Genomic DNA, 16,299 nt, shown 5'->3' with positions numbered 1-16,299 from the left:
GTATGCAGCTGGATGCCGGGGCATCGGATAACACTAGCAGTCGGGCGGGAAATTGGGGACTTTATACCCGGATTGACGGCACGTCCGTGCCAGAAATGACCGGCAACATACTGGATGTTCACGACACGTTCTCTGACAGTCAGCCGAGCAGAAATTCCCGGGGGCTGGCAGAATTGCCCTTTGTCGCGTCCACAACGCTCGCCGAGCCAGGAATTCCCCATGCAAATGACCACCTCCCTCTTGATCGTCAATCCGTGTGACGAGGAAGAAGACAACATGGCCATGCTCGCCTGCCACAGCGATCAGGGTGAAATGTTCCTGATGAGTCGCTATCCGGACGAGGACGAGCTGGAAATCACCCTCGATGGCGAGCCTTCAACCCTCGATGGCGTGAAAGTCACCCTCAGCCCTACCCGCCTGCTGATCGAAATCGCCGCGGCGGATGCGGATGCGCTGGATGGTGATGATTCGCTGGAAATTATTCACGGCACGGATGCGAGTGATCTGGCGGAGGTTGAGCAAACGTTGCAGAACATTCTCAAGGGGACCGGGACTTACGTCAGCGAGCTTTAAATTGAATTGGCGGGCCTCTTCGCGGGCAAGCCCGCTCCCACAGGGTCCGCGGTGTACATAGACGTGCTGTACGACCCGGACCCTGTGGGAGCGAGCCTGCACGCGAAGAGGCCACAGAGCGGCCCCCTCTCTCCCTGCCTGCACACTTCTGACAATTTCCCCAATCATTTCCCGCACTTTGCACAAAATGCCGTTAGTCGCCGCCCCCCGCGATGGATTAAAGTAACGCCCCCAGCCCTGGCGTTATACGAACGTCTTCGGTCACCCTTTCCAGGAACAGTCATCGATGGAACATCGTGAAGCGCTGCTCGCGCTGCGAACCTTTCTTTCAACGCAGATTCTCGGCCAGGAAAAACTCATCGAGCGCTTGCTCATCGCTTTGCTTGCCGACGGCCACATGCTGGTCGAGGGCGCGCCAGGCTTGGCCAAGACCAAGGCCATCAAAGAACTCGCCGAAGGCATCGAAGCCCAGTTCCATCGTATCCAGTTCACCCCCGACCTGTTGCCTGCCGACATCACCGGAACGGAAATCTATCGCCCGGAAACCGGCAGTTTCGTGTTCCAGCAAGGCCCGATTTTCCATAACCTGGTGCTCGCCGACGAAATCAACCGCGCCCCGGCCAAGGTGCAATCGGCGTTGCTCGAAGCCATGGCCGAGCGCCAGGTCAGTGTCGGACGCAGCACGTATGAGCTGTCGCCGCTGTTCCTGGTGATGGCCACGCAAAACCCGATCGAGCAGGAAGGCACCTATCCGCTGCCTGAAGCCCAGCTCGACCGGTTCCTGATGCACGTGAAAATCGGTTTTCCGGACGCAGCTGTCGAACGCCGCATCCTGCAGCAGGCCCGCGGCGAAGCCCTCAACGGCGAAACCAAACCGGAACGCCGGGTCAGCCAGCAGGCGATCTTCGCCGCCCGCAAGGAAATCCTTGGCCTGTACATGGCCGACGCCGTGGAGGAATACCTGGTGCAACTGGTCATGGCCACGCGCACGCCGGCCAAGTTCGACCCGGAGATGGCCGAATGGATCGCCTACGGCGCCAGCCCGCGCGGTTCGATTGCCCTCGACCGCTGTGCCCGGGCCCACGCCTGGCTGGCCGGTCGCGACTTTGTCAGCCCGGAAGACATTCAGGCCGTGCTGTTCGACGTGTTGCGCCACCGCATCATTCTTTCTTTTGAAGCCGAAGCCGCTGGCATCGACCAGGACCGGGTGGTCCAGCGGATTCTCGACGTCGTAGCTGTCGCTTGACCCCGATGAACGCCATCCTGCCACCCGAACCGGGCATCCGCGTCAGCCTCGCCGAGCTGATCGAGATGCGTCATCGCGTGCGCGAAGTGCAGCTGTTTTCCACGCCGAGCCAGCGCAGTCCGCTGATCGGCCTGCACCATTCCAAGCTGCGTGGTCGCGGTGTGGATTTCGATCAGGTGCGGGTCTATCAGGCCGGCGACGACGTGCGCACCATCGACTGGCGCGTCACCGCCCGCACGCAGGAGCCGCACACCAAGCTGTTCCACGAAGAGCGCGAGCGACCGATTTTCATCATGGTCGAGCAGAGTCGTCGGCTGTTTTTTGGCTCCGGGCTGATGTTCAAGTCGGTGCTCGCCGCTCAGGCGGCGAGCCTGATCGGCTGGGCCGCACTGGGGCACAACGACCGGGTCGGCGGGCTGGTGTTCGGCGACAGCGAGCACTACGAGATCAAGCCCCGGCGCAGCAAGCAAAGCCTGCTGCAACTGCTGAACCGCCTGGTGCGGGTCAACCAATCGCTGCACACTGAAAACGAACAGAACCGCGACGCCCTCAACCTTGCCCTGCGCCGCGCCCGTGAAGTGCTACGCCCCGGCAGCCTGGTGATCGTGATCTGCGATGAGCGCGCGCTGACCGAAGGCTCCGAACAACAATTGAGCCTGCTGTCGCGACATTGCGACCTGCTGCTGTTACCCGTGTCCGACCCACTGGACCACGCCCTGCCCGCCGCCGGGCTGTTGCGCTTCGCCGAACGGGGCGCGCAGCTGGAACTCGACACCTTGAATTTCGATTTGCGCCAGACCTACCGCGCCCAGGCTGAAACACGGATCGCCCGTTGGGAACTGCTGGCGCAGAAGCTGCGGGTGTTGCTGATGCCGCTGAGCACCCAGAGCGAAATGGTCGAGCAACTGCGCGAGTACCTGAACCCAGAGAAACCGGGGAAAGGTCGATGAACAGCCTGGATCAGTTGCAACCGCTGATTTCCCCGCCGCCGATAGGCTTCTGGCCGCCAGCTCCGGGATGGTGGCTGTTGCTCTTGTTGCTGCCGGTGATCGGCTTTGGCCTGTGGAAAGCCCGGCGCTTCATGCCGAACAAGCGTCCGGTCGTCCGCGCCGAACAGCCCCTTGACCCGGTGCGCCTCGCGGCACTCGCCGAACTGGCACTCATGCCCAAACCCTACGACGGCGCACCCGCCGGCGCCTGGCTGCAGCAACTCAACGGCCTGCTCAAACGCCTGTGCCGCAATCATTATCCCTACAGCCAGAGCCACACCCTCAACGGGCGCAAATGGCTGGCGTTTCTCGATAACCGCTGCCCGGCTGCCGGCCTGACGCGCTGGATGGTGCTGGTCGAAGGCGCCTACAAACCCGAATGCAAGCTCGACGACAAGGCCATCGCCGGCCTGACCCAAGCCGTCGACACGTGGATTCGCAAACATGTTTGAGTTCGCCTGGCCGTGGATCTTCGCCCTGCTGCCGCTGCCCTGGTTGATGCGCGTCCTATTGCCCGTGGCCGACAGCGGCGAACCAGCGCTCAAGGTCAGCTTTCTCAGCGACCTTGAAGGCCTGGCTCGTCGCCGCGCCAGGGCCAATCTTCCGGCCTGGCGCCAGCAAGCGCCGTTCATGCTGCTGTGGCTGTGTCTGCTGATCGCCGCGGCACGCCCGCAGTGGCTCGGCGAACCACTGCCAATTGCCGCCAGTGGCCGTGATTTGCTGGTGGCGGTGGACGTGTCCGGCTCGATGGATTTCCCCGACATGCAGTGGCGGGACGATGAGGTCAGCCGCCTGACGCTGGTGCAACATTTGCTCGGGGATTTTCTCGAGAGCCGCGAAGGCGACCGGGTCGGCCTGATTCTGTTCGGCAGCAAGGCTTACCTGCAAGCGCCGCTGACATTCGACCGGCGCACCGTGCGTATCTGGCTCGACGAAGCGCGGATCGGCATCGCCGGCAAGAACACGGCGATCGGCGACGCCATCGGCCTTGCGCTCAAGCGTCTGCGCATGCGGCCAGCGCAAAGCCGTGTGCTGATTCTGGTCACCGACGGCGCCAATAACGGCGGCGAAATCGACCCGTTGACCGCAGCGCGTCTGGCGGCCAAGGAAGGGGTGAAAATCTACCCGATCGGCATCGGCGCTGACCCGGAGCAATCCGGCACCGCGGGATTTCTCGGCGTCAATCCGAGCCTCGATCTCGACGAGCCTGCGCTGAAAGCCATCGCCGACGCCACCGGCGGTCAATATTTCCGCGCTCGCGACGGTAAGGAATTGCAAGCGATCAAAGAAACCCTCGATCAGCTGGAACCGGTAACGCAACAACCGACCCAGGCCCGCCCGGCCCAGGCGTTGTATCACTGGCCACTGGCGATGGCGCTGCTGTTGAGCATGTTGCTGGTGGTACGCGAGCGCTGGCCGGATAACCCGCTGCAGCGGCTGTTCACCAAGGATCTGTTCTTGCAGACGCCGCTGCCTGACTGGCGCCAACGGCTGAAACGCCTCCGCCTGCGGAGGCGCCGATGAGTGCGCTGTGGCCGTACTGGTTCCGTCCTTGGTGGCTGTTGCTGTTGCCGCTGCTCGGCTGGTTGCTCTGGCAACTCTGGCACCGGCAGAAACGCGCCGGACGCTGGCAAATGATTCTGCCGCCGGCCTTCCACGCCGCGTTGCTCAGCGGTGGCAACGGTCGCGACAGCAAATTGCCGTGGGTGGCGCTCGGCGTGGCGTGGGTGCTGACGATCCTGGCCCTGCTGGGGCCGAGCTGGGAGCGCGTCGAACAAGCCAGCCAGAAACCGGCCGATCCGCTGGTGGTGATTCTGGAACTGACCCCGGAAATGCTCGCCACCGACGTCACGCCGAACCGGCTGGAACAGGCCCGACGCAAGCTGTTCGATCTGCTGCAAAATCGCAGCGACGCGCAAACCGCCATCGTGGTCTACGCCGGCAGCGCGCACACGCTGGTGCCGCTGTCGGACGACCTCGCCACCAGTCGCAACCTGCTGGATGCGCTCAAGCCGTCGCTGATGCCGCAGGCCGGACATCGCGCCGATCTGGCGGTGACCAAGGCGCTGGCGTTGCTGAGTCAGGGGGCGCTGGGTGACGGCCGGATCCTGTTGATCGGCTCGGCACTGACCGATCTGGAGCGCGAAGGCATTCTGCAGGCGCTGGACGGCAAGTCGACGCAATTTCTGATGCTCGGTATCGGCACCGCGGAAGGCGCACCAATCACTCAGGAAGACGGCAGTTTCCTCAAGGATGATCAGGGTGCGATTCTGGTGCCGCACCTGGACGAACCGAGCCTGAAAGCCTTCGTCAACGGCCTCGACGGGCGCTATCGTCACGCGCGCCTGGATGATGCCGACCTCCGCGCCCTCGGGCTGCTCGACGGTCCTCGCCATCTGCGCAACGACGGCCAGACCCTGCGGCTCGATACCTGGGCCGATCAAGGTTACTGGCTCCTGTTGCCGTTGTTGTTGCTGGCGGCCTGCGCCGGTCGTCGCGGCTGGTTGTTCTGCCTGCCGCTGCTGTTTTTGCTGCCGCAACCGAGCTACGCCTTCGACTTCAACGACTTGTGGTTGCGCCCCGACCAGCAAGGGTTGCACCTGCTGAAGAAGAAACGTCCAGCGGAGGCGGCACAACATTTTGAGGATCCGCAGTGGCAAGGCGTGGCCCTCTATGAAGCCGGCGATTACAGTGGCGCCGCCCAGCGGTTCGCCAAGGGCAATGACGCCCGGGCCCACTACAATCGTGGCAATGCCCTGGCCAAGAGCGGTGAGCTGGATGCCGCGCTGGATGCCTACGAACAGGCGCTGGAACGTCAGCCGGATCTACGTCCGGCGTTGACCAACAAGGCCCTGGTGGAAAATCTGCTCAAGCAGAAAAACACGCCGACGCCAGTGGAGCCGGAGAAAACCGAAGGCGACGAAACCGCTACCCCGCAGGAGCCACCGCCCGGCGCAGCCACCCAGCCGTCGAACAGTGGCGAACCGACCGCCGACGCGCAGGTGACCACGCCGGACGCGGAAGAACCCGGCACAACGCCGCCGCTGCCTGGCACCAATGAGGTGCCCGGCAGCGAGTTGGGCGACGAACAAAGCACCACCCCACCCTTGCGCCCGGCCAACGACGCCATCGATGGCGAACAGCGCCAGGCCCTGGAGCAATGGCTGCGCAAGATCCCGGATGATCCGGGCGAATTGCTCCGGCGCAAATTCTGGTACGAACAGCAGCAACATCAGGATCAGGAAAACACTCGATGACCCGCTTCACCGCTTTCTTGCTTGCCATGCTTATCTGGACTGTACAGGCCCAGGCTGCGGAGCTGGTCGCCAGCGTTGACCGCAGTCGCCTGAACTCTGGCGAGACGGTCGAGCTGACCCTGGAATCCAACGACGTGACGCAGTTCGGCAAGCCCGACCTGACGGCGCTGGAGCCGCTGTTCGAGGTGCGCGGCACCCGTCAGGTCAACCAGTTGACGACCCTTAATGGCGACAAAGGCGCCACCACTCGCTGGATCATCACCCTGTTGCCGCGCCAGAACGGCAGCGTGGTGATTCCGCCGTTGCAACTGGGTGATGTGCAGAGCCAGCCGATCACGTTGCAAGTGGTGGAAAGCGAAACCCAGGACAGCACTCACAAACGGGCCCCGGTGTTCATTGAGGCCAGCCTTGATCAGAACAGCGTCTACGTGCAGGCCCAGGCGATCCTGACCCTGCGCATCTACCATTCCGTCTCGCTGTATGACGACAGCAGCCTGACCCCGCTGCAGATTCCCGACGCGCGCATCGAGCAGCTGGGTGAATCCCGCACCTACGAAAAAGACATCAACGGCCTGCGCCACGGCGTGATCGAACTGCGCTACGCGATCTATCCGCAACATAGCGGCCAGTTGACCATTCCGGCGCAGATCTTCAGCGCCACGCTGGTGGACGCCCAGCCAGCCCAGGACGCCGAATCCCAGGTACCAAAATCCGGCAAACTGATGCGCGTCAGCTCGGCCGAACTGCCGCTGACGGTCAAGGCAAAACCCGCCACCTACCCGGCCGATGTGCCTTGGCTGCCGGCCCGGAGCCTGAGCTTGAGCGAGAGCTGGAACCCGGAGCCGGATCACGCGCAGGTGGGCGATTCGCTGACCCGCAACTTGACGCTGAAGGCCGAAGGCCTGGCCAGTTCACAATTGCCGCCGTTGCCGGCCACCGAGATCAACGGCTTGCGGCGTTACCCGGATCAGCCGGTGCTGGTCAATCAGAACAGCGAGCGAGGCCTGATCGGTAGCCGCGAGGACCGCGAGGCGCTCGTGCCGGTTCGCAGTGGTGAGGTCGAGTTACCCGCGGTGGAGGTGGTCTGGTGGAATACCTTCGAGGACCATCTGGAGCACAGCAGCCTGCCGGCCCGGACCCTGCAGGTGGCGAATAATCCTGGTTTGATGGTCGATGCTCCGGCCAGCACGCCGCCGGTTGTTTCTGCTGCCGACAACGAAGCACTCTGGTGGTGGAAGCTCAGTACCCTGGTCCTGGCCTGCACCACCCTGCTCGGCTTCGGCCTCTGGTGGCGTGCCCGCTGGCAACCGGCGATCCTGCGTGCCACGCAGACCGGCCCGAGCCCGCGCACCGTGCTCGACGACCTCAAGCGCGCCTGCCAGGCCAACGATCCCCAAGCCACCCGCCAGGCCCTCGATGCCTGGGCGCGGCAACAACCGGAAACCCTGGCCGACATGGCCGCACGGTTCGTGCCACTGTCCGACGCACTGGATGGTCTGAACGGTGCGCTCTACAGCGAAACCGGCCAGCACTGGCAAGGCGAAGAGCTGTGGCGCGCGATCAAGGCCATCCCGATCGCCGAGCGGGTCCAGGACCCGGTGGGCGACAGCGGCCTGCCGCCGTTGTACCCAAAGTGACACGCCCGCTCCCACACCCACTGTGGGAGCGAGCCTGCTCGCGATGAGGCCCTACCAGCCACCATCACCAGCGACTGACCCACCGCATTCGCGAGCAAGCCCGGCCCAACAATGTTCCGGGTGGCGCAAGGATTTGCAGCGTTCGCGTATGTACCGTCGCCGCTTTACCCGTAAACTCTCTCTCCTTTCGCCGCTGTCAATTTCCTCGCGGCCATTACCTTATTTCCTACGGAGTTCGCCTTGCGTCTGTTTCACACCTCCGACTGGCACCTTGGGCAGAACCTGCACGGCCAGGACCGCGATTTCGAGCACGCCTGTTTTCTTGAATGGCTGTTGCGCCAGCTGAAGCTGGACCAGCCTGATGCACTGCTGATCGCCGGCGATATCTTCGACACAGTCAATCCGCCGGTAAAATCCCAGGAACGCCTGTACGACTTCATCGTCAGCGCCCATGAGCAACAACCGAAGCTGACCATCGTGATGATCGCCGGCAACCACGATTCCGGTTCACGCATCGAACTGCCCGCGCCGCTGATGCGCCGCTTGCGCACTCACGCCCTCGGTCGCGTGCTGTGGCTCGACGACGGCCAACTCGACGCCGAGCGCCTGCTGTTGCCGTTGCCGGACGCCAAGGGCAAAACCGTCGCCTGGTGCCTGGCGCTGCCGTTCCTGCGCCCAGCCGAAGTCACCGGCGCACACCTGGGTGACAACTACCTTCGTGGTATCGGCCAGGTTCACGAATGGCTGATCGAAGCCGCCAACGCCAAGCGCAAGAAGGGCCAGGCGCTGATTGCCATCAGTCATGCGCACATGGCCGGTGGCTCGGTCTCGGAAGATTCCGAACGCAGCCTGATCATCGGCAACGCCGAAGCACTGCCCGCCAGCCTGTTCGGCCCGAGCATCAGCTACGTCGCCCTCGGTCATCTGCACAAACCACAAAAGGTCAACGGCGAAGAACGCATTCGCTACTGCGGCTCGCCGATTCCGTTGTCGTTTTCCGAGATCGGCTATCAACACCAGGTCCTCGACGTCACGCTCGACGGCGAAACCCTGGTCAGCGTCAAACCGAAACTGATTCCCCGCGCCGTCAACCTGCAACGCATCGGCCCTGCCCCTCTGGCCGACATCCTGCTGCAATTGACCGACCTGCCGAACATCGATCTGCTGGACGATATCCAGCGTCAGCCGTGGCTGGAAGTCCGGGTGCGCCTCGACGAGCCGCAACCTGACCTGCGCCAGCAGGTCGAAACCACGCTGCAAGGCAAAGCCGTGCGCCTGGTGCGCATCGCGGCGGAATACGCCGGCAACGGCAGCCGAGACGGCGTCGATGACGGCAGCACGTTGGTCGAACTCGACCAGCTCACGCCTCAGGAGTTGTTCAGCCGTGCCTGGCAGGACAACTACGGCAGCGAGGTCGATGAGCAAACGCTGAAAGACTTTGCCGAGCTGTTGCAAGACGTGCAGATGGAGAGCGAACAGCCATGAAAATTCTCGCGATCCGCCTCAAGAACCTTGCCTCGCTGGCCGGGCCGTTTGAAATCGACTTCACCGCCGAACCGCTGGCCAGCGCCGGCCTGTTCGCCATTACCGGGCCCACCGGCGCCGGTAAAAGCACCTTGCTCGATGCGTTGTGCCTGGCGCTGTTCGGTGCCGTGCCCCGGCTCAGCAATGCGCAAGTGTCGGCCAAAGCGCCGGACGCCGACGGCGAGATCAGCACCGGCGACCCTCGCACCCTGCTGCGCCGCGGAACTGGCGAAGGTTATGCCGAAGTCGATTTCGTTGGCATCGATGGCCGCCGCTACCGCGCGCGCTGGGAAGCCAACCGCGCCCGGGAAAAGGCCGGCGGCAAGCTGCAAGCCAGCCGTCAGAGCTTGCGCGACATTGATCTGGACCAACTGCTCGCCAGTCAGAAATCCGAATTCAAGACCCAGCTCGAAGCCGTCCTCGGCCTGAATTTCGAGCAATTCACCCGCGCCGTACTGCTGGCGCAAAGTGAGTTCAGTGCCTTCCTCAAGGCCAACGACAACGAGCGCAGCGAGCTGCTGGAAAAACTTACCGACACCGCGCTCTACACGCGCCTCGGTCGTCGCGCCTTCGACAAGACCAAAGACGCCCGCGAAGCCCACCGGCTGTTGCAGGATCAGGCTACCGGCGTCACCCCACTGCCGCCGGATGCGCGTGCCGAACTGGATGAACGCTTCAACGCAGCGCAGCAACAGCTCAAGACTCAGCAGGCGCAGCTCAAACAGCTGGAGCTGCAACACACCTGGCTGAAAGAGCTGCGCCAATTGCAGGACGAGCAGCTCAGCGCCACTGAACAACTGACCAGCGCCCGGCAGGACTGGGAGCACCTGAGCGGCGAGCGCCTGAAGCTGACGCGCCTGGAGCAACTGGCGCCGCAACGGCACCAATTCGCCCGCCAGACCGAACTCACCGCCCGGCTCACCCCGCTGGCGACGCAGATTCAGCAGCACACTCAGCAACAACAGGATCTACAGGCGCGCCAGGCGCAACTCGAACAGAGCCTGAGCGCCGCTCAAACCGCGTTGGTCGAGGCTCAGACCCAATACACGTCAAGTGCGCCACTGCTGCGCCAGGCCTTTGAGGCACAAAGCACCCTCGCCCGCCTGAGCAAAGACACCGGCCTCAGTGCCGAAACTAGAGAGCAAGCGGAACGGGCGTGCACCGACGGGCAAAACACCCTTCAAGGTTTGCTCGATCAGCAGCAACGCGTGGCCGAACGTCTGCAGCGGATCGCCGTCGAGCTTGAGCAAAGCACGTACCTGGCACCCCTGAGCGATGCCTGGAACGCCTACCGCGATCGCTTGCAGCAACTGATGCTGATCGGCAACCGCCTGAACAAAGGCCAGGCCGAGCTGACCGCTCTTGAACAAAACGCCAGCCGTGCCGCCGAAGCGTGGGCCGCGCAGAAACAACACCTGGAAGTGCTCTACAAGGAAGCCGGCGCCGAGCCCGAAGCGGTAGCGGAACAGATTCAGTTGCTTGGCACCCTGCTGCAGGACAACCGCAAGCAACTGCGGGCCTTTGAAGAATTGACGCGACTGTGGGCCAGCCAGCAGGAGCTGGACAAGCGCATCGCCGAACTTCAACAGCGCCAGACCGTTGCTCAGCAGCAACGCGACCGTCTGACCCAGGACGGGGTGAAAACCAAAAATGAATTGACCGTCGCCGAGCAAACCCTGACGGTCACCCGCGAATTGCTCGAGCGGCAGCGTCTGGCCCGCAGCGCCAGCGTCGAAGAACTGCGCGAGCAATTGCAGGATGATCAGCCCTGTCCGGTCTGCGGCAGCCCGGACCATCCGTATCATCAGCCGGAAGCGCTGTTGCAGAGTCTCGGTCGCCACGATGAAAGCGAACAGGCCAACGCGCAGAAAGCAGTGGATGCGCTCAAGGAAAAACTCACTGACCTGCGCACCGAAGTCGGTGGCGTGATTGCCCAGCAAAAGGAATTGCTGCAACAGCAGGAGCAACTGGCTGCGCAGCAACAAAGCCTGGCACCGAGCCTCGAAGCGCACCCGTTGTCGGCGCAGCTATTCAATCAGGACGCAGCCAAGCGTGATACCTGGCTGGCCCAGCAAAACAGCCAGCTGAACCAGAGCATCAGCCAGGACGAACAGCGGCAAACCGCCCTGCTCACCCTGCAACAGGACGCCGCGCGCCTGCAGCAGCAACTGCGCAACGCCGAGACCGCGAACCAGCAGGCCGCCCAGCATCTGACGAACCAGCAGCGCGAGCTAAGCACGGATCGCCAGCGCCTGGACGAAGAGCTGACCGCGTTCAGCAGCCTGCTCCCGGCTGACACGCTGGCGGCTTTGCGCAACGAACCGGCCGCTACCTTCATGCAGCTCGACCAGCAGATCGCCCAGCGCCTGCAACAACTCGATCAGCAGCGCGACGAACTCAGCGAGCAGCAGCAACGCCAGCAGACGCTGGAGAAAGAACAGGATCGGCAACTGACCCGCCTCCAGCAACTGGAAGCGGCGCAGCAGCAATTCAACGCCCTCGCCGAGCAGCAGCAGGCTTGCCAGCAACAACTGACGCATTTGCTCGGCGCCCACAGCAGCGCCGAACACTGGCAGCAGCAACTGGATCAAGCCGTCGAACAGGCTCGCAATGCCGAGACAACGGCCAATCAGGAGCTGCAATCGGTGCGCACGCGCCTGGTGCAACTGGCGGCGGAACTCAACGCGCAGCAGGAACGGCTGGCCGCCCTGGAAGCCGAAGAACGCGAACTGAGTGCGAAGATCGTTGAATGGCGCGCCTTGCATCCGGAACTGGATGACGGTGGCCTTGAACAACTGCTGAGTGTTGACGACCAGCAGGTCAGCGAATTACGCCAGCGCTTGCAGCACAACGAGAAAGCCATCGAGCAGGCCAAGGTGCTGGTGCAGGAACGCGATAAGCGGCTGGCCACTCACCAGGCGCAGCACAACGGCAATCTCGACAGCGAGCAATTGGCCACCGCGCTGACCGACCTGCAACACCAGTTGGCCGCCAGCGAACACCGCTGCGCTGAACTGCGGGCCGAACAGGCCGAAGATCAGCGTCGACAAAACGCCAATCAGGCCCTGGCGCAACAGATTGCCGAGGCGTACGCCGAATACCAGCGCTGGGCGCGTCTGAATGCGCTGATCGGCTCCGCCACCGGCGACACCTTCCGCAAGATCGCCCAGGCCTACAACCTCGACCTGCTGGTTCATCACGCCAACGTGCAGTTGCGCCAACTGGTGCGACGCTATCGCTTGAAACGCGGCGGCAGCATGCTCGGTCTACTGGTGATGGACACCGAGATGGGCGACGAACTGCGTTCGGTGCATTCGTTATCCGGCGGCGAAACCTTCCTCGTGTCGCTGGCGCTGGCCTTGGGCCTGGCGTCGATGGCTTCGAGCACGTTGAAGATCGAATCGCTGTTCATCGACGAAGGTTTCGGTAGCCTCGATCCGGAATCCCTGCAGCTGGCCATGGATGCCCTCGACGGCTTGCAGGCCCAGGGCCGCAAGGTCGCGGTGATCTCCCACGTGCAGGAAATGCATGAACGGATCCCGGTGCAGATCCAGGTCCACCGCCAGGGCAACGGCCTGAGTACCCTGGAGGTGAAATGATTACGCTGTATTCCTTCCGCCGCTGCCCATACGCCATGCGGGCGCGCATGGCCCTGCGCTATTCAGGAGTGGAGCTGAACATTGTCGAAGTCAGCCTGAAAGCCAAGCCTGCCGAAATGCTCGCGCTGTCGAGCAAAGGCACGGTGCCGGTGCTGAGCGTCGACGCTCGGGTGATCGACGAAAGCCAGGCGATCATGCGCTGGGCGCTGGCGCAGAACGATCCGCAGGACTGGTTGCTCAAGGATGATCCCGTCGGGCAAGCGCACATCGCTGCGCTGATCGAAGAGAACGACCAGGTGTTCAAGGTGCATTTGAATCGCTACAAGTACGCCGAGCGTTACCCCGAACAACCGATGGAGGCTTATCGCTCGGAGGGCGAAGTGTTTTTGCGCAAGCTCGATGAGTTGCTGGCCGAGCGCGACTATCTGCTGGGCAACCATCCGAGCCTCGCCGACGTGGCATTGATGCCGTTCATACGCCAGTTTGCCCATGTTGACCGCGAGTGGTTCGCGCAGACGCCTTATGTGCGGTTGCAGGGGTGGCTACAGCGCTTTTTAGAGTCCGACCTGTTCACCTCGATCATGAAAAAATAACCGGGCCGGTGTCTCAGGCCAGGACTTCACACATCCCGATCACCGAGCAATCGAGTTGGAACGGTCCGAAAAATCCGCTCTCGGACTTGAGCGGCGGATTGCCGGCCAACAGGCCCATGGCCTTGGCGGTCTCGATGTTGTGGGCGATGTTTTGATTGGCTTCGAGGGCTCGGGCCACCCCGCCTATCGAGCCTTGCCCGATCCCCAGCAAGGAAAATCCATTGGTGATGAAGGCCAGGAAGGCGATGACCAAAAATTTGCGACGATTCAGGCTCCGCCCACTCCTGCGAGGTCAGCCTGATCGACCCGCGCCTGTTGCGCGCGGTGCTCAAACTGGATGCCAGGGTGTGCCACTTGAATGGGCGGTTCGAGGGTGTGTTGCGATTGCGCCGAAAGGCTGACGACCGACACCAGCACGACATAAAGACCGATGGCCAGGTAGGCGCCGCGTTTGGCAGAAGTAAGAATTGCGCTGGCCATGGTGTTCTCCGTGGGCATGTTTCAGTGCCCACAGGATCGATCAAAAAAGCCGTGATAACCACTCAGTGTTATCCATAGTACGCATCAGCTTCGTTGATCATTAAGCCAGTCTATTTCAGCCTTCGATAAAACTCATCAGGCGTTCACGGGCAGCGTCAGGCTCGCCTGGGACGGGCGTTGCGGCGGATAGAATAGGAGTCGAATAGAGGAACAGCAGTACCACAGCCAGACGCATCGCCATGTTGTCGATCCTTTTTATCAGGGACGGAGTCAATCAATCGGCGTCAAATCTAAACGTATGGCCAAGTGATATCAAGCACGGAGGTGATGGCAAGATGATGCTGTCGTAAACGCGTTATGCAGGAGCGACATCACTCAGGTTTTCTCGAGGCCATTCAGCCCGATCCACTCAAGTGACTTCGCTCCTGCATAAAGGGTGCAGGGCTCAGCGTTCAGGCTTGGGTTTTGTGATCCAGCGCGGCGTAGAAATTGGCGCTTTGTTGCAGGTATTTCTGGGTGTAGCTCTGGGTGCTGGTTTTCTTGTCGCTGATTTCAACACTGGCGCTGGCGGGCAGAGCAACGGTGGCGGAAATGGCGGAAGCAGCGATTACTGAGAAAAGATTGAAGTTCATGGCGGTATTCCTCGAAGTCAGTTGGCTTGCATGCCCGGTTGGGCCGTGGAGCAAACTTAACCTTCGAGGTTGGCACCTTGAAATCTTTTGTAGCAGTAGCAGTTATCACCATCATTAATAGAAGGTTGCAGGCCCCATCAACCGGGGCCTGCGGCCTATTGACGCACCAGGAATTTCAGATCACTCGGCGCATCCATCGGCAATTTCTGCACGGTTTTACCCAGCAGGCCGCTCTTGGCATCGCGTTCGACCACGACAATCTGATTGCTCTTCTGGTTGGCGATCAACAGGAACCTGCCACTCGGGTCGAGGCTGAACTCCCGCGGATGATCGCCTTCCACGGAGCGGCGTTGCAGTTCCTTGAGGTGGCCGGTGGCCGGATCGATGGCAAACACCAGCAACTGATTGGCGGTGCCGCGGTTGCTGACGTAGAGGAACTTGCCATCGGCCGACGCATGCAACGCGGCCCCCGCCTTGTCCGACGTCGGCTGCCCGGCGGCGAGATCGACCATTTGCGTCTGCTCAAGCTTGCCATTCTGGTAATCGAATACCGCGACCTGCGCACTCATTTCCATGGTCAACCAGGCATGCTTGCCATCGGCACTGAACAGCAAATGCCGCGGCCCGCTGCCGGCGGGTAACTGGACAAACGCCGGATCGGCGGGCACCAGCGGCAAATCCGGATTGGCCTTCGGATCGAAGCGATAGACAAAGACCCTGTCCGCCCCCAGGTCGTTGGAGAACACGAACCGGCCATCCGGCGAGGACACTGTCGAATGCACATGCGCCGACATCTGCCGCTCGGGATTGACCCGGCTCGCCGGATGGCTGCTCATCTGCACCACGTTTTTCAGCTTGCCATCGGCGCCCACCGGCAGCACTGCCAGGGTGCCGCCCGGGTCTTCAACCACCGAGTAATTGCTGACGAACAGGTGGCTGGCATCGGCGCTCAGGCTCGAATGGGTCGGCTCGTTGCCCAGGCTTTGCACTTGATTGATCAGGCGCAGTTCATGGGTCTTGGGATCGATTGCATAGCTGCTGACGCGACCGACCGGATCTTTCTGTCCGGGGCCGTTTTCGTTGACCACGAACAGCAGGCGCTGATCCTTGGACAGGGTCAGCCAGGACGGGTTTTCGCTCTTGACCACTTGCAGCGGTTTGGCGTCGATCTGCCCGCTGGCGCTGTCGAAGTCCAGGCGATAAATCCCCTGGCTCTGACCCGCGGTGTACGACCCTACCAGCAACGGGTAGTGATCGGCGGGTGCCGCCTGAACGCCCATGGCGCCGACGCTGCCGGCCATCAACAGTGGCCAGAAATTACGCATCCACATGCTCGTCTTCCTCATTGTCGCCACCAATGGCGTCCAGACACACCAACCGGTGCTCGCCGGACTCACCGGTGATCAACCAGCTTTGCAGGGTGGGATCAAACGTCGCCGCTTCGATCTGCGCCATGCTGAACGTCCAACGCTTGAGCGCCCGGCCGTCCATGCATTCGATATGCAGGTGGTCGTCTTCATCGAGGGAAAAATCGAAGGCGTGCAGCCCGTCGATTTCCAGCATATCGGCGTGTTCGAGGGCGTTGAGCAAGGTATCGGTTACGGCAGTCATGGCAGGCAATCTTTGAAGGGGAAAGACGCAATGATAGCTCAATGTGGGGGCGGCCCTGTGCCAGGCACAAAACCCGCTAACACCACAAAACAAATGTGGGAGCGGGGGGGGGGGGGGGGGGGGGGGGGGGGGGGGGGGGGGCGGGGGGGGGGGGGGGG

16 protein-coding genes are annotated in these 16,299 nt (G+C 62.4%); 10 read left to right on the top strand and 6 right to left on the bottom strand.

Annotated elements, in window-relative coordinates; genetic code table 11:
* Nucleotides 1-219: 219 nt before the first annotated feature.
* The 10 genes from NTD84_RS16970 to NTD84_RS16925 all read left to right on the top strand — a co-directional run bounded on the left by NTD84_RS16970 (nt 220) and on the right by NTD84_RS16925 (nt 13,418).
* Entirely contained in the window at nt 220-573 is a 354-nt protein-coding gene (locus tag NTD84_RS16970) for a hypothetical protein (protein ID WP_262167606.1), read from the top strand.
* Nucleotides 574-859: 286 nt separating this feature from the next.
* Nucleotides 860-1,819 (top strand): AAA family ATPase, encoded by a 960-nt coding sequence (locus NTD84_RS16965; protein ID WP_003218556.1) that lies wholly within the window; start codon nt 860-862, stop codon nt 1,817-1,819.
* Between the two features lie 5 nt (nt 1,820-1,824).
* Complete coding sequence (locus NTD84_RS16960; RefSeq protein ID WP_262167604.1) at nt 1,825-2,769, top strand: DUF58 domain-containing protein; 945 nt, start codon at nt 1,825-1,827, stop codon at nt 2,767-2,769.
* Nucleotides 2,766-3,260 carry a DUF4381 domain-containing protein gene (locus NTD84_RS16955; RefSeq protein WP_262167602.1) on the top strand — a complete coding sequence of 165 codons (495 nt, stop codon included), beginning with the start codon at nt 2,766-2,768 and terminating at the stop codon, nt 3,258-3,260. The genes NTD84_RS16960 and NTD84_RS16955 overlap by 4 nt, the downstream gene beginning before the upstream one ends.
* Nucleotides 3,253-4,332, top strand: coding sequence for a vWA domain-containing protein (locus NTD84_RS16950; protein ID WP_262167600.1), 1,080 nt, complete (start codon nt 3,253-3,255; stop codon nt 4,330-4,332). The genes NTD84_RS16955 and NTD84_RS16950 overlap by 8 nt, the downstream gene beginning before the upstream one ends.
* Entirely contained in the window at nt 4,329-6,065 is a 1,737-nt protein-coding gene (locus tag NTD84_RS16945) for a tetratricopeptide repeat protein (RefSeq protein ID WP_262167597.1), read from the top strand. Before NTD84_RS16950 ends, NTD84_RS16945 begins: the two co-directional genes overlap by 4 nt.
* Nucleotides 6,062-7,702: a BatD family protein gene (locus tag NTD84_RS16940; RefSeq protein WP_262167595.1), complete on the top strand. Its 1,641-nt coding sequence runs from the start codon at nt 6,062-6,064 to the stop codon at nt 7,700-7,702. Before NTD84_RS16945 ends, NTD84_RS16940 begins: the two co-directional genes overlap by 4 nt.
* 240 nt (nt 7,703-7,942) lie before the next feature.
* Entirely contained in the window at nt 7,943-9,187 is a 1,245-nt protein-coding gene (locus tag NTD84_RS16935; protein WP_262167593.1) for an exonuclease SbcCD subunit D C-terminal domain-containing protein, read from the top strand.
* Nucleotides 9,184-12,825 carry an AAA family ATPase gene (locus tag NTD84_RS16930; protein ID WP_262167591.1) on the top strand — a complete coding sequence of 1,214 codons (3,642 nt, stop codon included), beginning with the start codon at nt 9,184-9,186 and terminating at the stop codon, nt 12,823-12,825. The genes NTD84_RS16935 and NTD84_RS16930 overlap by 4 nt, the downstream gene beginning before the upstream one ends.
* Nucleotides 12,822-13,418: a glutathione S-transferase gene (locus tag NTD84_RS16925; RefSeq protein WP_262167589.1), complete on the top strand. Its 597-nt coding sequence runs from the start codon at nt 12,822-12,824 to the stop codon at nt 13,416-13,418. The genes NTD84_RS16930 and NTD84_RS16925 overlap by 4 nt, the downstream gene beginning before the upstream one ends.
* A gap of 13 nt (nt 13,419-13,431) precedes the next feature.
* Here the strand turns inward: NTD84_RS16925 and NTD84_RS16920 are convergent, their stop codons facing one another.
* The 6 genes from NTD84_RS16920 to NTD84_RS16895 all read right to left on the bottom strand — a co-directional run bounded on the left by NTD84_RS16920 (nt 13,432) and on the right by NTD84_RS16895 (nt 16,141).
* On the bottom strand, nt 13,432-13,689 hold the full coding sequence (locus NTD84_RS16920; RefSeq protein ID WP_262167716.1) for a hypothetical protein: 258 nt from the start codon (nt 13,687-13,689) through the stop codon (nt 13,432-13,434).
* Nucleotides 13,686-13,898 (bottom strand): hypothetical protein, encoded by a 213-nt coding sequence (locus tag NTD84_RS16915; RefSeq protein ID WP_262167587.1) that lies wholly within the window; start codon nt 13,896-13,898, stop codon nt 13,686-13,688. The genes NTD84_RS16920 and NTD84_RS16915 overlap by 4 nt, the downstream gene beginning before the upstream one ends.
* A 115-nt stretch (nt 13,899-14,013) precedes the next feature.
* Nucleotides 14,014-14,139, bottom strand: coding sequence for a hypothetical protein (locus NTD84_RS16910; protein WP_262167585.1), 126 nt, complete (start codon nt 14,137-14,139; stop codon nt 14,014-14,016).
* A gap of 211 nt (nt 14,140-14,350) precedes the next feature.
* Nucleotides 14,351-14,530 carry a hypothetical protein gene (locus NTD84_RS16905; RefSeq protein ID WP_262167583.1) on the bottom strand — a complete coding sequence of 60 codons (180 nt, stop codon included), beginning with the start codon at nt 14,528-14,530 and terminating at the stop codon, nt 14,351-14,353.
* 155 nt (nt 14,531-14,685) lie between these two features.
* Entirely contained in the window at nt 14,686-15,855 is a 1,170-nt protein-coding gene (locus NTD84_RS16900; protein ID WP_262167715.1) for a lactonase family protein, read from the bottom strand.
* Nucleotides 15,848-16,141 (bottom strand): DUF5629 family protein, encoded by a 294-nt coding sequence (locus NTD84_RS16895; RefSeq protein ID WP_262167581.1) that lies wholly within the window; start codon nt 16,139-16,141, stop codon nt 15,848-15,850. The genes NTD84_RS16900 and NTD84_RS16895 overlap by 8 nt, the downstream gene beginning before the upstream one ends.
* Between the last annotated feature and the right edge of the window lie 158 nt (nt 16,142-16,299).

This window comes from Pseudomonas sp. 14P_8.1_Bac3, from assembly GCF_025466085.1.
Taxonomy (GTDB): domain Bacteria; phylum Pseudomonadota; class Gammaproteobacteria; order Pseudomonadales; family Pseudomonadaceae; genus Aquipseudomonas.
Note: the sequence above shows the minus strand (reverse complement) of the source record. Positions and strands in the feature narration are given on the sequence as shown.

What these genes read in the sequence shown, in the direction of transcription:
- NTD84_RS16965 (WP_003218556.1), top strand. Translation starts at nt 860, where the DNA reads ATGGAACATCGTGAAGCGCTGCTCGCGCTGCGAACCTTTCTTTCAACG.
- NTD84_RS16955 (WP_262167602.1), top strand. Translation starts at nt 2,766, where the DNA reads ATGAACAGCCTGGATCAGTTGCAACCGCTGATTTCCCCGCCGCCGATA.
- NTD84_RS16900 (WP_262167715.1), bottom strand. Translation starts at nt 15,855, where the DNA reads ATGCGTAATTTCTGGCCACTGTTGATGGCCGGCAGCGTCGGCGCCATG.
- NTD84_RS16940 (WP_262167595.1), top strand. Translation starts at nt 6,062, where the DNA reads ATGACCCGCTTCACCGCTTTCTTGCTTGCCATGCTTATCTGGACTGTA.
- NTD84_RS16895 (WP_262167581.1), bottom strand. Translation starts at nt 16,141, where the DNA reads ATGACTGCCGTAACCGATACCTTGCTCAACGCCCTCGAACACGCCGAT.
- NTD84_RS16950 (WP_262167600.1), top strand. Translation starts at nt 3,253, where the DNA reads ATGTTTGAGTTCGCCTGGCCGTGGATCTTCGCCCTGCTGCCGCTGCCC.
- NTD84_RS16905 (WP_262167583.1), bottom strand. Translation starts at nt 14,530, where the DNA reads ATGAACTTCAATCTTTTCTCAGTAATCGCTGCTTCCGCCATTTCCGCC.
- NTD84_RS16930 (WP_262167591.1), top strand. Translation starts at nt 9,184, where the DNA reads ATGAAAATTCTCGCGATCCGCCTCAAGAACCTTGCCTCGCTGGCCGGG.
- NTD84_RS16910 (WP_262167585.1), bottom strand. Translation starts at nt 14,139, where the DNA reads ATGGCGATGCGTCTGGCTGTGGTACTGCTGTTCCTCTATTCGACTCCT.
- NTD84_RS16945 (WP_262167597.1), top strand. Translation starts at nt 4,329, where the DNA reads ATGAGTGCGCTGTGGCCGTACTGGTTCCGTCCTTGGTGGCTGTTGCTG.
- NTD84_RS16925 (WP_262167589.1), top strand. Translation starts at nt 12,822, where the DNA reads ATGATTACGCTGTATTCCTTCCGCCGCTGCCCATACGCCATGCGGGCG.
- NTD84_RS16915 (WP_262167587.1), bottom strand. Translation starts at nt 13,898, where the DNA reads ATGGCCAGCGCAATTCTTACTTCTGCCAAACGCGGCGCCTACCTGGCC.
- NTD84_RS16970 (WP_262167606.1), top strand. Translation starts at nt 220, where the DNA reads ATGCAAATGACCACCTCCCTCTTGATCGTCAATCCGTGTGACGAGGAA.
- NTD84_RS16960 (WP_262167604.1), top strand. Translation starts at nt 1,825, where the DNA reads ATGAACGCCATCCTGCCACCCGAACCGGGCATCCGCGTCAGCCTCGCC.